15 protein-coding genes are annotated in these 15350 nt (G+C 65.3%); 6 read left to right on the top strand and 9 right to left on the bottom strand.

Translation table 11 applies throughout. The annotated features are described in order from the left end of the window. Position 1 precedes the first annotated feature (1 nt). The 9 genes from tssH to tssA form a co-directional block, all read right to left on the bottom strand. Entirely contained in the window at positions 2 to 2725 is a 2724-nt protein-coding gene (tssH, locus tag AC4HIX_RS19565) for a type VI secretion system ATPase TssH (RefSeq protein ID WP_490400222.1), read from the bottom strand. 1 nt (position 2726) lies between these two features. Then, positions 2727 to 3782, bottom strand: coding sequence for a type VI secretion system baseplate subunit TssG (gene tssG / locus AC4HIX_RS19560; protein WP_490400221.1), 1056 nt, complete (start codon positions 3780 to 3782; stop codon positions 2727 to 2729). Further along, complete coding sequence (tssF, locus tag AC4HIX_RS19555) at positions 3746 to 5623, bottom strand: type VI secretion system baseplate subunit TssF (RefSeq protein ID WP_490400220.1); 1878 nt, start codon at positions 5621 to 5623, stop codon at positions 3746 to 3748. Before tssF ends, tssG begins: the two co-directional genes overlap by 37 nt. Before the next feature lies 1 nt (position 5624). Next, positions 5625 to 6122, bottom strand: a complete 498-nt coding sequence (tssE, locus tag AC4HIX_RS19550; protein WP_475054692.1) for a type VI secretion system baseplate subunit TssE — start codon at positions 6120 to 6122, stop codon at positions 5625 to 5627. Next, the gene (locus tag AC4HIX_RS19545) at positions 6115 to 6918 is read right to left on the bottom strand and encodes a type VI secretion system accessory protein TagJ (RefSeq protein ID WP_490400219.1); all 804 of its coding nucleotides are present in this window, start codon (positions 6916 to 6918) and stop codon (positions 6115 to 6117) included. Before AC4HIX_RS19545 ends, tssE begins: the two co-directional genes overlap by 8 nt. Before the next feature lie 92 nt (positions 6919 to 7010). After that, positions 7011 to 7511 (bottom strand): Hcp family type VI secretion system effector, encoded by a 501-nt coding sequence (locus AC4HIX_RS19540; protein WP_475054696.1) that lies wholly within the window; start codon positions 7509 to 7511, stop codon positions 7011 to 7013. A 68-nt stretch (positions 7512 to 7579) separates the two neighbouring features. Continuing rightward, on the bottom strand, positions 7580 to 9076 hold the full coding sequence (gene tssC / locus AC4HIX_RS19535; RefSeq protein ID WP_475054698.1) for a type VI secretion system contractile sheath large subunit: 1497 nt from the start codon (positions 9074 to 9076) through the stop codon (positions 7580 to 7582). A gap of 15 nt (positions 9077 to 9091) precedes the next feature. Next, a complete protein-coding gene (tssB, locus tag AC4HIX_RS19530) occupies positions 9092 to 9607 on the bottom strand; it encodes a type VI secretion system contractile sheath small subunit (protein WP_027260175.1) in 516 nt (171 codons plus the stop codon). Between the two features lie 71 nt (positions 9608 to 9678). Further along, positions 9679 to 10755 carry a type VI secretion system protein TssA gene (tssA, locus tag AC4HIX_RS19525; protein WP_490400218.1) on the bottom strand — a complete coding sequence of 359 codons (1077 nt, stop codon included), beginning with the start codon at positions 10753 to 10755 and terminating at the stop codon, positions 9679 to 9681. A 184-nt stretch (positions 10756 to 10939) separates the two neighbouring features. Here tssA and AC4HIX_RS19520 point away from each other — a divergent pair, with 184 nt between their 5' ends. The 6 genes from AC4HIX_RS19520 (at position 10940) to AC4HIX_RS19495 (ending at position 15274) form a co-directional block, all read left to right on the top strand. Further along, complete coding sequence (locus AC4HIX_RS19520) at positions 10940 to 11785, top strand: hypothetical protein (RefSeq protein ID WP_490400217.1); 846 nt, start codon at positions 10940 to 10942, stop codon at positions 11783 to 11785. Between the two features lie 66 nt (positions 11786 to 11851). Then, positions 11852 to 12271 carry a hypothetical protein gene (locus AC4HIX_RS19515; RefSeq protein ID WP_490400216.1) on the top strand — a complete coding sequence of 140 codons (420 nt, stop codon included), beginning with the start codon at positions 11852 to 11854 and terminating at the stop codon, positions 12269 to 12271. Between the two features lie 3 nt (positions 12272 to 12274). Continuing rightward, a complete protein-coding gene (locus AC4HIX_RS19510; protein ID WP_490400215.1) occupies positions 12275 to 12892 on the top strand; it encodes a MotA/TolQ/ExbB proton channel family protein in 618 nt (205 codons plus the stop codon). Between the two features lie 17 nt (positions 12893 to 12909). Next, positions 12910 to 13320, top strand: a complete 411-nt coding sequence (locus AC4HIX_RS19505; RefSeq protein WP_490400214.1) for an ExbD/TolR family protein — start codon at positions 12910 to 12912, stop codon at positions 13318 to 13320. Continuing rightward, positions 13317 to 13724: an ExbD/TolR family protein gene (locus AC4HIX_RS19500; RefSeq protein ID WP_490400213.1), complete on the top strand. Its 408-nt coding sequence runs from the start codon at positions 13317 to 13319 to the stop codon at positions 13722 to 13724. Before AC4HIX_RS19505 ends, AC4HIX_RS19500 begins: the two co-directional genes overlap by 4 nt. Next, positions 13724 to 15274, top strand: coding sequence for a DUF4384 domain-containing protein (locus tag AC4HIX_RS19495; RefSeq protein ID WP_490400212.1), 1551 nt, complete (start codon positions 13724 to 13726; stop codon positions 15272 to 15274). The genes AC4HIX_RS19500 and AC4HIX_RS19495 overlap by 1 nt, the downstream gene beginning before the upstream one ends. The last annotated feature ends 76 nt before the right edge of the window (positions 15275 to 15350 follow it).

Raw genomic sequence — 15350 nt, 5'->3', positions numbered from 1 at the left:
ATCAGTCGAATGCGTATGAAAACTCTCCGTCCGTAACGCCGATCTCGACCTTCTCCACTTCCTTGCCCTCCATCAGGCGGCGCAGGAACTCGTTGGAAATGTCCGGCAGCATCGAATTGGTGACGATGGCGTCGATCATCCGGCCGCCGGATTCCAGCTCCTGGCAGCGCTCGACGATCTTGTCGACGACTTCGCCGCTGTAAGAGAACGGCACCCCGTGCGCTTCCTCGACCCGCTTCTGGATGCGGCCCAGCTGCAGCTTGGTGATCTCGGCAATCATGTCCGGCGACAGCGGGTAATAGGGGATCGTCACCAGACGCCCCAGCAGGGCGGGCGGGAACACCTTCAGCAGCGGATCACGCAGGGCTTTCGCCATGCCCTCCGGCTCCGGCATCAGATCGGGGTCAGAGCACAGATCCATGATCGTCTCGGTGCCGACATTCGACGTCAGCAGGATCAGCGTGTTCTTGAAGTCGATCACGCGCCCCTCGCCGTCCTCCATCACGCCCTTGTCGAACACCTGAAAGAAGATCTCATGCACGTCCGGGTGCGCCTTTTCGACCTCGTCCAGCAGCACCACGGAATAGGGCTTGCGCCGCACCGCCTCGGTCAGCACCCCGCCTTCACCATAGCCGACATAACCCGGAGGCGCCCCTTTCAAGGAGCTGACGGTATGGGCCTCCTGGTATTCCGACATGTTGATGGTGATGACATTCTGTTCACCGCCATACAGCACCTCAGCCAGCGCCAGCGCGGTCTCGGTCTTGCCGACGCCCGAGGTGCCCGCCAGCATGAACACACCGATCGGCTTGTTCGGGTTGTCGAGGCCAGCACGGCTGGTCTGAATGCGCTTGGCGATCATCTTCATCGCGTGGTCCTGGCCGATCACCCGCTGGGCCAGCCGCTCTTCCAGGTTCAGGATGGTCTCGATCTCGTCCTTGACCATGCGCCCCACCGGAATGCCGGTCCAATCGCCCACCACCGAGGCCACCGCCTGGTGGTCGACAATCGGCAGGATCAGGGCCGAGTCGCCTTGCAAGGCTTCCAGCTCCGCGTTCTTGTCCTTCAGCTGCTGCATCAGTTCGGCGCGCTCATCATCCGACAGCGGGCTATCGGCAGCGCCCTCCGCAGCGTCGTCCCCGGCATCCCCGGCATCATCCACGGGCGCGGCCCCCTCCCGGAGCTTGGCGCGCAGGTCCAGAATGCCTTCGACCACCGCCTTTTCCTTGTCCCAGCGCTCGGTCAGACCGGCCAGCCGTTCCTCCTCGGCGGCCTTGGCCGCCTCCACTGCCTCGCGCCGGTCGGCAACCTCATACCCTGCGGTCTCGTCCCTGCCGATGATCTCCAGCTCGGTGGTCAGCGCTTCGATCCGGCGCTGGCTGTCATCGACCTCGGCCGGCACCGCGTGCTGGCTCACCGCCACGCGGGCGCAAGCGGTATCCAAAAGGCTCACCGACTTGTCCGGCAGCTGCCGCGCCGGGATATAGCGCGCCGACAAGCTGACTGCCGCCTCAATCCCCTCATCCAGAACCTGCACCCGGTGGTGCTGTTCCAGCATCGAGGCAATGCCCCGCATCATCAGGACCGCCTTCGGGATATCCGGCTCATCGACCTTGACCACCTGGAAGCGGCGGGTCAGCGCCGGATCCTTCTCGATGTATTTCTTGTACTCGGCCCAGGTCGTGGCGCCGATGGTGCGCAGGGTGCCGCGCGCCAGCGCCGGTTTCAGCAGGTTGGCCGCATCGCCGGTGCCGGCCGCGCCCCCTGCCCCCACCAAGGTGTGGGTTTCATCCACAAACATCACGATCGGCACCGGGCTCGCCTGCACCTCGTCGATCACCTGGCGCAGGCGGTTTTCAAATTCGCCCTTCATCGAGGCGCCGGCCTGCAGCAGCCCCACATCCAGCGCCAGCAGCCGCACATCGTGCAGGCTGGGCGGCACGTCGCCGCGCGCGATCCGCAGGGCAAAACCCTCGACCACCGCGGTCTTGCCCACCCCGGCCTCGCCGGTCAGGATCGGGTTGTTCTGCCGCCGCCGCATTAGGATATCGACGATCTGGCGGATTTCCTCGTCCCGGCCCACGATCGGGTCGATCTCGCCGTTGCGGGCCTGTTCGGTCAGGTCAGTGCAGAACTGTTCCAGCGCCTCACCTTTGCCCATCGCGCCCGGCGCCATCGCCGAAGAAGCCTCGCCCGGCTCGGCACCGCCGCCGGTCACGTTGGAGCCGTCCTGCGCCCCCAGCGTTTCCTCGGGCGAGCCATCGGTGGCCTCGTTGAAATTGTCAGCCAGATCATCGGCGCCGATCTTTGCCAGCTCCGGCGACATGGTCGACAGGATGTTGCGCAGCGCCGGCGTCTTCAGCATCCCCAGCAGCAGATGGCCGCTGCGCACATGCCCCGAGGAGTAGAGCAGCGAGCCCCAGACCCAGCCGCGTTCCATCGCATCCATCAGGTGATCGGAGAGGTCCGAGATCGTCGAGGCGCCGCGCGGCAGCATGTCCAGCGCGCGGGTGAGCTCGGTGGCTATCTTACCCGCATCCAGATCGTAATGCTGGATGATCCGGTGCAGGTCGCTGTCCTGCTGCGCCAGCAGCTGATGCATCCAATGCACCAGCTCGACATAAGGGTTTCCGCGCATCTTGCAGAACACGGTTGCACTTTCAACGGCCTGGTATCCCAGCTTGTTCAGCTTGCCAAACAGCGCCACGCGGCTGATCTCGGTCATCTCAAATCCCTCCCTCTACTCGCTCTTCAGCCCCGGCGCCAAATCCCGGGTACAGGTACAAATCATTCACGTCCGGCTGATCCGCATCCGGATCCGGGCGCGAACGGATCCAGCTGGTGTGCCCCAACCGGGTGGTTCCGCCCAGGGACGCGCGCGGCACCTCATCGCCCGCCAGCACCAGGTTCACGTCCCAGTCCAGCACATCGCCGGCATAAGAGCGCACAATGGCGCGCAGCCGTTTCAGCGCCTCCCCGCCCGGCAGCAGCCGCTCGTAATCCTTCAGCGTCAGCGGCCCGATGCGGATGCGGAACTTGGCGGTGCGGCTCCACACCTTGTTGCCGATGCTGGTGCTTTGCCCCAGCCCGCCATAGCCCAGCCCCCAGCGGTCGTCCGGCTCCAGCTCCAGCCAGCTGCCGACAAATTCCTCCAAGGAGACCGGCACCTCGAAAAACGCCGCCAGGATCGACACCAGCCCTTCCGGGTTCTTCGCGCCGCGCGCCAGGTGGCCGGCAAAATGCAGCTTGGCCAGGTCGGGCATGTCGTCCCGGCGGGCGAACTTGAAGCCATTATAGCCGATCAGCGACGCCACCTTGCGCGCCATCGGATCATCCGCCCGGTCAAAGCTGACGGCGGGTGAGCCTTGCGTCCAAGCGCGATAGAGCAGGCTCATCAGCCGGTGCGTCAGCATATCGGCAAAGGCCACCATCGTCGGATCGCGGTGGTTGCGTTTGCGGTCGCGGGCGTATTCGGTCAGGTGCAGCGGCAACGGCCCTTGCGGCCCGAACAGGCCGAAAAAGCGGTTGGTCAGCACCGCGGGCTTGTCCCCTTCGGCCGGCTTGAACGCGGCAATGGTCGAGGGCGGAAAGGCCAGCTCCGCCTCCTGTCCCAGCCGCAGCTTGTCCTCGCGCGGGCGGCGGCTTTCGCCAAGCCGGGGGGCCTCCTCGAAATGCGCCTCCAATACCCTCAGGGCCTGAAAAACGTGGTGTTTCTCAGGCTCCATGGCCAGCCGGCCATAGAGGCTCAGATCATCCGGCCAAGGCCCTTTTCCGGTCGCCATCTGGCAATTTCCCCGCGTTTTTCAGTTTTCAGGACGGTCTCCGTGAATGAGTTGATGCTGGCATACCCGCGGAAGAACCGCTCCAGCACCGCCCCCAGCGCGTAGATGTTGCTGCCTTCGAAAAAACTCTCGTCAAAGCCCAGGGTGATCTCCAGCCCGCGCACCGCGGTGGACAGGATTTCATCGCTCATCCGCCGCACGATGGGCCGCGCGCCGACCGACAGGATCCCCTCCAGCTGCTTCTCGGTCACCCGGTCGCCCAGGGGCGCATACAGCCCGACCAGCTCACGCAGCGCCTCCGCCGACTGGCCCTTGCCGGTTTCGGCAATCGACACGTAGTTGAGGCTGAGGTGTGAGATCAGCCGCCAGGCAGTATCCCCCTGCGCCAGCGTCGGATGCGGACGGGTGGGCGACACCGGCAGCGTCACCTTCTTGACCGGGCCGCCTTCGGGGAGGTGGAAGACGTCGTCACTGCCGGTGGCCAGCAGCATCGGCAGGTCGCGGTTGGTGCACAGCGCGGTCACCGCCAGCTGCTCCAGCCCCGGCGAATAGGGCACCTGCGACCGGTCGACCAGCGTCAGGAACACCTCCGACCCCAGGTAAGAGCTGCGCACCCCGCGCAAACGCTCCTTCTCAGACCGCTGCCGCATCCGCCGCTTGACGGTGTAATATGCCGGGTGGCTTTCGCCCGCGGCGGTAAAGTCATTGGCGGAATAGAACGGGCGGAACACCACATCGTCCTCCCCCTCGCCGCTGATCCCGACCACGCTTTGCAGCGCGTAGACCTCATAATCCAGCCCGGCGGTGCGGTTCGGGATCACGTGATGCTCGGTATCAATCGGCGCAATCCGCACCCGGTCGCAGCGTTTCTCGAACAGGTTCACGGCGGGCACCGCGTTCAGCTGGAACACCTCCGGCACCACGATCGGCGCCACCTCGGACATGCCTTCGCGCAGCAGGATATACAGATCCACCTCATTGCCGGCGGATTTCTCCAGCCCCGCCCGCAGCCCCTGCAGCTCGACAAAGCGGAACCGCTCCGGCATGGCGAAATATTCCTGCAGCAGCCGGTAGCCGTCATAAACCCGGCGCGGCAGCGGCAACAGCGCCTCCTCCGGGCTGAACCCCTTCTGCACCACCTTGGCGCCGCGCAGCGGCAGCTGCCAATCGGCCCGCCGGTCGGTGGAGCGCGCCACGATCCCCTGCACCTGGGTGCACAGCAGTTCCAAAAGCGGCCAGCTGTTGCCCGCCGCACCGGACAGGTACAGCGACAGCCTGTCCATCTGCAATTTGCTGATCGGGTCGCCGTCGATACGCTTGATGCGCAGCCGGATGCCTGCGCGCGCGTCATAGCCGGTGGCCACGCCCGCCGCGACCAGCTCGCCGCGCCCGTCGATATACTGCGCCTCGGTGATCTCGATCGGCCACATCGTCAGATCGGCGGCGGTGCGGAACTCGCAGGGCGTCTGCTCGCCTTCGGTCAGCCGCGACCTGAGGGTGGAGCCGCGCGGCAGCACATAGCCGCTTTTCACCGCCGAATTCGCCGCATCCGGCTCAAACGCCGCGATCATCATCGACGGTGTCGGCGCCAGGTAATGCGGATAGATGATCTCCAGCAGGTTCGAGGTGAAATTCGGATACTGCAGCTCCAGTTCCAGCTGCACCCGCGCGGTCAGAAAGGCGGCGCCCTCCAGCAGCCGTTCGACATAAGGATCAAGGACCTCAACCCCTTCCATCCCCAGCCGCGCGGCGATCTTGGGATAGGCGGCAGCAAACTCCGCGCCCATGTCGCGCAGGTAGTTCAGCTCGTTCTCGTAATGGGTCAGCAGCCGTGTATCCATCTCACAGCGCCCTTTCCATTTCCACTTCACCGGTGGTCAGATCGACCTTGCTGCGCAGATACAGCTCCAGCGGCATCGGCTGCGCCCACATGTCGGCGCGGATCTCCAGGCCGACGGTCATCTCGGTGGCGTCAGTCCCGTCCTGCAGCCGCACATCGACCGAACCGTCGATGATCCGCGGCTCATAGGTGGCGATCGCCTGCTTGATCGACCGGCGGATCGCCTCCGCTTTCTCAGTGGTCGAGGCTTCACCCGCCACTTCCACCAGCCCGTAGTTCAGCACCGAGGCCGACACCGACGGGTATTTCTCCGCATCAAAATGGCTTTCCACATTCTGGGTATTCAAAAGCCAGGACAGATCGCGCTGAATGATTTCCCGCAGCCGCACAAGGTCGATCACCCGGCTCTCGCGGGTTTCCTTCAGATCGCCAGGTGCATTGTCGGTCAGGCGGTCCAGCAGCGAGGGCTGCAGGCGCTCGGCCAGTGTCTTGTCAGCCATTTTCTACGTCATGCCCATCCATCCGGAGTGTGCGCACATCCATGATGGCAATGTCCTCTTCCCCGATCGTCAGCAGCCGCTGGCCCAGACCGGTATAGGTTTCCTCGCCGGCGTCCTCCCACACGGTGGCGCGCGCCAGCATCGACAGCCCGTCGGCCTTTTCAGAGCCCGGGTAGCGGGTCGGGATCATCGCCGCCACCGCGCCGCCGCCCGCCAGCGTCAGCGTGCCGGCGGTCCAGACCGCATCGCGCAGGTCGCTCGGCTCCTCCGCCTCGAACGAGACGATCTGCGAAAACGGCAGCCAGTAGTATTTGCCGTTGACGATGGTTTCCAGCACCGGTCCCAGCCGCATGTCGGCATCGGCGATCCATTCGAACCGCTTGCCGTTCACCTCACCCGGACTGGCAGGTGCGGCCTCAAACGCCTTGGCGCGCAGCTCCGCGGCTTCCTTGGGATTGCCCTGCGCCAGCAGTTTCTGCGCTTCGATCAGATGCGCCAGCCATTCCTCCGGCTCGCCCAGGATCGGCGGCGATTTCTCACCGGCAAAAACCTTCTCGCGGTAAACCTCGCAAATGATCGCCTCGCGGTAGGCCTGCGCCATCACCGTGGCGCCTTCATCCAGACCCGCCGCCGCTTTCAGCTGGGCAATCGCCCGGGTCCAGTCGCCCAGCACACAGAGCAGCTGAAACAGGAAAACCCGCAGCTTGGCATTGCTCGCGTCCGCCCGGATCTTGTCTTGCAGCGCCTCCAGCGCCGCCCTGGGATCACCGGCCTTCAGATGCTCTTCGGGTGTCATGGGGCTCTACTCCGCAACTAGGACTGGATGCTGCAAATGCTTCAGAAAAAACGGACCCCGGGCGCAAACACGCCCGGGGCCAGCCGAATGTCTTACTCGACCTTGCCGGTCTGCACGTTCCACTTGAAGGTGCCTTCAGTGGTGAGTTTACCGGTTTTCTGGTTGGTCGACTTGTACTCATGCTCGATCGAGGCATAGGCCAGCGACCAGGTCTCTTCCGGAATGCCGTCTTCACTGGCAGAGATGGAATAGCTGTCCACCACCACGTCCTTGAACTTCCAGATCGAATAGACCAGCAGGCCCTGGCTGGCGCTGTCACCCGACCGGCACCAGTGCATGGTGATTTCCGGGCGCACGGTGCCGTTGGCAACCGACAGCGCCAGATCGTTGGACGCCTTGCCCATCTGCGATGTCAGCTCGACCTTGCCGAAGTTGGAGTTCGCATGCATCCGCTGGGTCGACCCGAGGTCGGTCATTTCCACGGCACGTTCAACATTCCAGCTCGCGGACTGGACAACGATCCATTTCTTGTGCTGTTCCTCGGTCGCGTCGCCGTCGATATCCGAGATATGCACGAACATATTTGCAGCCATTTTTCTATCCTTTCAAAAACTAAGAACTCTACTGCACTATGATGGGTTTGAGGCTGGGGAGTGGGAAATCAGCCTCCTTTTTCCGAGGGCAGTTTCGATACCAGCCGCAGTGAGACGGAAAGCCCCTCAAGCTGGTAATGCGGGCGCAGGAAGAATTTCGAGGTGTAATACCCCGGGTTGCCCTCGACCTCTTCCACAACCACTTCGGCTGCGGCCAGAGGCTTGCGCGCCTTCTCGTTCTCCGAGGAGATATCCGCGTTGAAGTCAACATAGTTGTTGATCCAGTCCTGCAGCCAGGATTCCATGTCCTGGCGGCTTTTGAACGAGCCGACTTTGTCCCGCACCATGCACTTGAGATAGTGCGCGAACCGGCATGTGGCGAACAGATACGGCAGCCGCGCGCCCAGGTTGGCGTTTGCGGTCGCGTCCGGATCGTCATATTCGGCCGGCTTGTGCAGCGACTGTGCGCCCATGAAGGTCGCCACATCGGTGTTCTTGCGGTGGATCAGCGGCATCATGCCGTTCTTCGCCAGTTCCGCCTCGCGCCGGTCGTCGATGGCAATCTCAGTCGGGCATTTCTGATCGACGCCGCCATCGGTGGTCGGGAAGGTGTGGCTGGGCAGGTTCTCCAGCGTGCCGCCGCTTTCGACGCCGCGGATGCGCGAGCACCAGCCGTACATCTTGAACGACCGGGTGATGTTCACCGCCATGCCATAGGCCGCATTGACCCAGCCGTATTTGTCGCTGGTCGCGCCTGCGGTGTCTTCCTCAAACGCAAACTCCTCCACCGGGTCGGTCTTGGAGCCATAGGGCAGACGGCCCAGGAACCGCGGCATCGCCAGGCCGACATACTTGGCATCTTCGCTGTCGCGCAGGGACCGCCAGGCGGCATATTCCGGGGTCTGGAAGATCTTGGTCAGATCGCGCGGGTTCGACAGTTCCGCCCAGCTGTCCATCTGGAACAGCGTCGGCTTGGCACCGGTGATCAGCGGCGCATGCGCGGCCGCGGCGATCTTGGACAGCTCGCCCAGCAGCTCGATGTCCGGCGGCGAATGGTCGAAATGGTAGTCCACCACCAAAGAGCCATAGGGCTCGCCGCCCAGCTGGCTGAATTCCTCGGTGTAGATCTTCTTGAACAGCGGCGACTGATCCCAGGCCGTCCCCTTGAACTTCTTCAGGGTCTTGGACATTTCCTTCTTGGTGATCGGCATCACCCGGATCTTCAGCTGCTCGTCCGTTTCGGTGTTGTTGACCAGGTAATGCAGCCCGCGCCAGGCGCTTTCCAGCTGCTGGAATTCCTCGTTGTGCAGGATCAGGTTGACCTGCTCGGTCAGTTTCTTGTCGATCTCCGCCACGATGCTCTCGATCGAGCGCAGCGCGTCATCCGAAATCAGCGCGGAATTTGCCAGCGCCTGTTCGGCCAGGGTCTTGACCGCGCTTTCGACAGCGGTCTTGGCCTGGTCCGACTTGGGGCGGAATTCCTTCTGCAGCAGGTTGGCGAATTCGGCAGAGCCAAAGGCGGCTTCACCGGCAGCGGCTTCCGCCTGGAGTTCTTCTTCAGCCATCTTTGTCCTCCCCTATTATTCTTCGCTGTCGGCGTCGCCGCCGGGCTTCGGCTGCGCGGCCAGGGTTTTCAGCAGGCTCGGATCCTGAATGATCTTGGAGATCAGATCCTCGGCGCCGGTCTTGCCGTCCATGTAGGTCATCAGGTTCGACAGCTGGGTGCGCGCTTCCAAGAGCTCGCGCAGCGGCTCCACCTTGGCGGCGATCGCGGCGGGCTTGAAATCGTCCATGCTCTCAAACGTGATGTCGACCGCCAGGTTGCCCTCGCCGGTCAGCGTGTTGGGCACGGTGAAGGCGGCGCGCGGCGCCATTGACTTCATCCGGTCATCGAAGTTGTCCACGTCGATTTCCAGGAATTTGCGGTCTGCGACCGCGGGCTGCTCCACTTCGGATTTGCCCACCAGGTCGCTCATCACGCCCATCACAAACGGCAGCTGCACCTTCTTCTCGGCGCCATACAGCTCCACGTCATATTCGATCTGGACCCGCGGGGCCCGGTTGCGTGCAATGAATTTCTGTGAACTTCCGGCCATCTAGGTCTCCTTACTCGTCTTGCTGTCACGGGCCCCGCCGCCGGTCCGGCCGCAGCGTGCTCCCGTGTCTGTCAGTCGTCGTCGTCTTCGATGCCGCCAATGAGGTTGACGTTGTCCACCCCCTGCGGCGCCATGTCGTTCATGATGGTGAGGAAGTCGGCCCCCACCAGCCGCTTGGCCCGCTCCAGCAGGATCGGCAGCGGGCTCGACGGTTCCGCCCGCCGGTAATAGCCGATGATCCGGTCCAGCGCGTTGGACACATCCGCGGGCGAGTTGATCGCCCCCGGCGCTGCCGGCGCTGCGCGCCCGCCTGCCGCCGCCGGCGCGGCTGCCGCTCCGGCCTCGTCCGCCGCGCCATCATCCGCAGCACCGTTTTCGGCGGCCCCGTCCCCGGCACTCACATTGCCATAGTCGCGGATGCGCTTGGCGGTCTGCTGCAGCAGTTTGATCAGCGCGCTCAGGTCCGGCCCCTGCCCCGGCGTCTGCTCATCAAACACCGCCGAAATCGCCCGGACGTTTTCCTCTGACGTTTCGATCGCCGCCAGCCGCTCGGCGATGATCTCCTCATCGCTGTCCTGAAAGGCAGCGCCGATGGTGGCGGTGTCCGGGATATGCTCCATGTCCGCGGGTGCGGTCATCACCCCTTCGGCGATCTCGATATCGCGCAGGGAGAACCGGCCAAAGCCGCGGCTCTCACTCAGCGGCGCCCGCCGCAGCGACCGGTAAAGCGGCGACGCTCCCGCCATCCCGTCCGGCTGGCCGCAAAGATCCTGCACCGCGTTGATCCGCATCGTCGGGTCGCCGTCATCCTCATCCAGCTCCGGATGGCAGGTCTCCCAGAAGTCCTCCAGGCAGCCGCGCATGTAGGTTGTCACATCGGCAAACCCGGTCAGCCCCTCGGAATGCAGCAGCGCGTCGCCCAGGAACACCGCCGCGCGCAGGTCGTGGCTGCGCTCCAAAACCTCCAGCGCCTTCTTCTGAACTTCTCGGTAATCCGGATCCGTGGCCTCGATGGTCTCGTTGCCCACAACGGATTCTTCCCCGGGCTGCGCAGCCAGCTCCATCTCGGTGAAGGCTGGATCGTATTCGAGGTTCTCGCCGCTGGGCGCATCGTCCCCTTTGGGCTGCAGTAATACTGCCGGATCCATCTATTGCCCCCCCGCTTTTTCTTCCGATTTTGCGGACGCGTTAACGTAACGTCAAGCGGCCCCCCGTCCTTTTTTGATCCGGTGGTTAAGGCCGCCTTAATCTCAAACTAAAACTTGACCCCAAGTGAGCCTTATCGGCATCCTAAAGTCAAATGTTTTCACAGCTTTTTGCGGCGGGCGAATAATGAGTATTGAGCGTATTTCCGGTAAGGAAGTCAAAGCGATGGTCCGCGAGGGCGCCAAGAAGCGCATGAGCTTTGCCTTCTGCCTGGACCAGAGCAAAGACCCGCTTCTGATGATCCAGCCGGGCAAGAAACCCGAAACCCTGAAAAACCCGATGAAGAAGGAAGGCGGCGGGCCGCCGATGGCCTGGGGCACCTATGTGGTGCGCTCCGGCGCAATGGAAATGATCTGCGAAACCGCGCCGCAGCGGATGGTCACTGAACTCAAGAAATTCCTCAAGCGCAACAAGCCCAAGGTCAACGTGCTGTTCTACGACGACGGCGGCAACCTGCTGGACAGCCTCAAGCCGGAAAAGCCCGAGGGCCAGGTTACCGAGGAGAGGGCCGCCGACATTTCCGCCACCGGCATCGACAAGAAGGCCGTCGCGCCGCTGAAACGCCGCCTCAAGCGCATCCAGCCGCGCATCGGCCTCGCCCCCGGCCCGCTGGAGCTGAAACTCAAGCGCGCCTTGGCGAAGTCCGTCAGCCTGATCAACAAGGGCCGCCTGCAGGAGGCCGAGACCATGATCGTGGTGATCGAACGCGCCGTGGCCCGCATCGGCAAGGACCGCGAGGATGAGGCCAGAACACTGAAACGCGGCCAGCGCGAAATGGACCAGCGCAGCCTGGGCGCACAGGTCAAGCGCGCGCAATCCTTGCAGGCCAACGTCGCCCGCGCGCCCGGCAAGGTCCGCACCCGGCTGGGCCGCGCCTTGCATGTCGCCGCCCGCCACCTGAAACGCCGCGACCTCGACTCCGCCCGCGACGCCATGGACAAGATCGAAAAGGCGCTGACAGCCCTGGTCTGACCCCGAACAACAGCCCGGCCCGCAGCGGTTGCGGGCTGGGCATCCCACCGGAACCCGGAGACAGTGATGCCCCTGACCCGCCTGCTGACTGCCCTCGCCCTGATCTGCCTGCCGCTCTCCGCCGCGGCTGAAACCGGCCCGCTGCGGGTCGAGCTGAACAAGACCGAGGAGATCGAGGGCGGCGGCTGCCGCGCCTTCTTCCTGTTCCGCAACCAGACCGGCAAGAGCTTCGAAGGCTTTGAAATGTCGCTCGCCATACTCGACGGCCAAGGGGTGATCGACCGCCTGCTGTCGATCGACGCCGCCCCGCTGCCGGTCCAGCGCACCACCCTGAAACTGTTCGAAATCCCGGAAATCTCCTGCGGCAACATCTCCGAGATCCTGCTGCACGACATCACCTCCTGCCAGCCCCAGAACGAGGAGCAGATGGACTGCTTCCCGATCCTGGAGCTCGGCTCCCGCGCTGCCGCGCCGCTGGTGAAATAAGCCATGGCCGGCACCTGGGATATGCTCGGCACCGGCGGCCCGGTGATTGCGCTTCTGGCGCTGATGTCGCTGCTGTCGATCACCGTGATCGCGGTGAAGCTGATCCAGCTCTGGCCAGTTCGCTCCGGCGGGGACGCCCGCGAGCAGGCATTGGACCTGTGGAAAGACGGCGACCGCACACGCGCTCAGCAAAGCATCGAGACCGACAAATCACCTGCCGGCCGGGTGATGGCCTACGCCATGCAGGCGCTGCAGGAGGGCCTGCGCGGCCCGCTGCTGCAGGACGAGCTGCAGCGCCGCGGCAATGAGGAGGTCAGCCGGATGAACTCTCTGATCCGCCTCCTGGAGCTGATCGCCATGGTCGCCCCGCTTCTGGGCCTGCTCGGCACCGTCCTCGGAATGATCCAGTCCTTCCAGGAGCTGGAGCTGGCGCAGGGTGCTGCCAATGCCTCGGTGCTTGCCGGCGGCATCTGGCAAGCGCTGCTGACCACCGCCGCGGGCCTTCTGGTGGCGATCCCCGCCGCCGTCGCAGCAGGCCTGTTCGCCGCCCGCATCGACGCCGCCGCCCAAGCGATCGAAAGCGCCGCCGGCCGCCTGCTGCTGATAGACGGGTCGCGCTGACACGGAGGGGATCTGCCATGACGATCAACCGGCCCTCCCGGCCCCGCGCCCTGATCTCACTGGTGCCGATGATCGACGTGATGCTGATCCTGCTGGTGTTCTTCATGGTGACCTCCACCTATCTGAACCTCGACATGATCCCGGCGGTGAAACCGTCCGAGGCCACCGCCGCCAGCCCGCAAAGCCCGGCAGGCACCCTGATGATCCGCCTCGGCGCCGACGGCGTGCCGGTGCTGCGCGGCACCGCACTGGATCACGACGCCCTCCGCACCACCCTCGCCTCTGCCGTCGCCGACGAACCGCTCACCCAGGTGGTGATCCTCCCCTCCGGCGCCGCCCAGACCCAGGCGCTGATCACCGTGATGGACAGCGCCGCACTGGCTGGCGTTACCCGCCTGCGCGTCCTGCGGCTGGAGGCGTCCCCATGAAGCTCAACCGCCCGGCCCGCAATCCGCATTCCGAAACCATCATCGCCCTGATCGACGTGGTGTTTTTCCTGCTGGTGTTCTTCATGCTGATCGGCCGGATGGACGCAACCGCCCCGTTTGACGTCCGCCCCGCAACCGCCGTCACCGGCCGCGACATGCCCTCGGGCGGCATCACCCTGGCCATCTCCGCCCAGGGCGCCCTGGCACTCGACGGCGAGGAACTCACCCGCGAGGCCCTCTCCCCTGCCCTCTCCGCCCGGCTGGCAGAAGACCCGGAGCTGCGCCTGCGCATCAACGCCCACCGCGCGGCTGAACTGCGCAACGTGCTGCCGCTGGTGGCCGAGGGCGAGGCGCTGGGGTTCCGGGACGTGGTGCTGGTGGTCACCCCGGAAACAGACGGGTGATGCGCGCCCCGGCCACATGGGCGCTGGGGCTCGCGGCCTCCGCCCTGGTCCACGCCGGCGGCGCCGCCGCGCTGCTGATCTCGCTCACCCCCAATCCGCTGCCGCAGCAGCCCACCCCGGAAAGCAGCCTCAACCTGCAGGCCCACCGCATCCCCCGGTCCGAGGCCGTTCCGCAGGCGCCGCAAGGCGAGCAAGCTCCTGAATCCCAAGCACAAAGCCAAGGCCTCGCCGCAAGCAGCATCCCGCGATCCAAGGCCCAGGCAAAGACCCCAGCAGCAGCCAGCCTCGCCCCCGCTGCCGCCCAGGCCCCTGCGGCCGCTCCTGCCCATGCCCCCTCCAGCAAACTCGCCAGCGCCCCTGCATCCGCCGCCCATCTGCCTGACGTCCGCCCGGCTGCCTTTTCGGCCCAAGTGGCTGAGCCGCAGTCGGCCCAGGCTGCCCCGGCCCAAGCCGCCTTGCAGCAGGCCGCCCCGGCAGCCGCCGCGGTGAAACCGGCCACCGCCGCCACCGCGGCCCCTGTTCTGCTGGCCGCCGCGCAGAAACCCGCCATCGCGCTGGCCAACACTGCAGCTCCGCTGACCTCCGCCGCACCGGCTCAGCCCAACCCGGCAGATTTGCCGCAGACCCTTCCCGCCAGCCAGCCCAGTCCCGAGGCGCAGCCTGTTTCCGCACCGCTGCCGGACACCACACCACCCGCCCTGCAAACGCCTGCCGCCACCCCCGACGCCCCCCGCATCAAGGCCGCGCTGGCGTTCCAGGGCGGCAGCGGCGACATCGACCCGGTCTCCCTCGCCGCCTTCCAAAGCTTCATGCAGCCGGGCGATGCCGTGGCCGAGGGCGATCCCTTGCGCGACGGCGTTTCCGGAATCCTCGCCGCCGTCCCCTGCTCCCGCCTGCAGGTCGCCTTTGTCCCCGAATCCGCCACGCTGGAGGTCCGCGGCCACCTTCCCAAGGACGGGTTGCGCAGCCCCGTTCTGGCCGCGCTGCAGGCGCAGATGGGCGCCGACATCACCGTCTCCGATCAGATGCGCCTGCTGCCCCGCCCGCAATGCGGCGCGCTGGCCGGGATTTCCAGCGTCGGCCTGCCGCAAAGCACCGACCAGATCACCAATCCGCTGCTGGTCGGCGAGGACGCCCACGCCCGGGTGCTCGACTATTCCGGCGGTGACCGGCTGTTCTTCGACCTCACCGCGCCGGACTACCCGGCTTATGTCTATGTCGACTATTTCGACGCCGGCGGCGCGGTGCTGCACCTCAGCCCGAACGAGCTGGTGCCGCTGACGGAGGCCGCCCCCAAAAGCGCCCTGCGCGTCGGCGCCAAGGAGGCCGGAGACCCCGGCCTGCAAATCTCCGTCGGCCCGCCCTACGGCCAGGAAATCGCCGTCGCCTTCGCCGCCTCGCACCCGCTGTATGACGGCACCCGCCCGCTCAGCGAGCCCGCAGCGCCCTACCTCGACTTCCTGCGCACCCAAGTGGCCGAGGCCCGCGCCGAACACCCTGATTTCAAGGGCGAATGGGTCTATTTCCTGATCACCACCCACGCGCCGTGACACCATGCCCGCACCGGCGGCGCTCCCGCGCCCGCAGGCCCGCGGCTGACGCCGCCAGGCCTTGGCAGCCTTGGGC

The sequence above is a fragment of the Leisingera sp. genome (assembly GCF_982940295.1).
The sequence above is the reverse complement of the archived record's forward strand: the minus strand, read 5'-3'. Positions and strand labels throughout refer to the sequence as shown.

Excerpts from the sequence above, each read along its gene's own strand:
- tssH (WP_490400222.1), bottom strand. The coding sequence starts at position 2,725 with ATGACCGAGATCAGCCGCGTGGCGCTGTTTGGCAAGCTGAACAAGCTG.
- tssG (WP_490400221.1), bottom strand. The coding sequence starts at position 3,782 with ATGGCGACCGGAAAAGGGCCTTGGCCGGATGATCTGAGCCTCTATGGC.
- tssF (WP_490400220.1), bottom strand. The coding sequence starts at position 5,623 with ATGGATACACGGCTGCTGACCCATTACGAGAACGAGCTGAACTACCTG.
- tssE (WP_475054692.1), bottom strand. The coding sequence starts at position 6,122 with ATGGCTGACAAGACACTGGCCGAGCGCCTGCAGCCCTCGCTGCTGGAC.
- AC4HIX_RS19545 (WP_490400219.1), bottom strand. The coding sequence starts at position 6,918 with ATGACACCCGAAGAGCATCTGAAGGCCGGTGATCCCAGGGCGGCGCTG.
- AC4HIX_RS19540 (WP_475054696.1), bottom strand. The coding sequence starts at position 7,511 with ATGGCTGCAAATATGTTCGTGCATATCTCGGATATCGACGGCGACGCG.
- tssC (WP_475054698.1), bottom strand. The coding sequence starts at position 9,076 with ATGGCTGAAGAAGAACTCCAGGCGGAAGCCGCTGCCGGTGAAGCCGCC.
- tssB (WP_027260175.1), bottom strand. The coding sequence starts at position 9,607 with ATGGCCGGAAGTTCACAGAAATTCATTGCACGCAACCGGGCCCCGCGG.
- tssA (WP_490400218.1), bottom strand. The coding sequence starts at position 10,755 with ATGGATCCGGCAGTATTACTGCAGCCCAAAGGGGACGATGCGCCCAGC.
- AC4HIX_RS19520 (WP_490400217.1), top strand. The coding sequence starts at position 10,940 with ATGAGTATTGAGCGTATTTCCGGTAAGGAAGTCAAAGCGATGGTCCGC.
- AC4HIX_RS19515 (WP_490400216.1), top strand. The coding sequence starts at position 11,852 with ATGCCCCTGACCCGCCTGCTGACTGCCCTCGCCCTGATCTGCCTGCCG.
- AC4HIX_RS19510 (WP_490400215.1), top strand. The coding sequence starts at position 12,275 with ATGGCCGGCACCTGGGATATGCTCGGCACCGGCGGCCCGGTGATTGCG.
- AC4HIX_RS19505 (WP_490400214.1), top strand. The coding sequence starts at position 12,910 with ATGACGATCAACCGGCCCTCCCGGCCCCGCGCCCTGATCTCACTGGTG.
- AC4HIX_RS19500 (WP_490400213.1), top strand. The coding sequence starts at position 13,317 with ATGAAGCTCAACCGCCCGGCCCGCAATCCGCATTCCGAAACCATCATC.
- AC4HIX_RS19495 (WP_490400212.1), top strand. The coding sequence starts at position 13,724 with ATGCGCGCCCCGGCCACATGGGCGCTGGGGCTCGCGGCCTCCGCCCTG.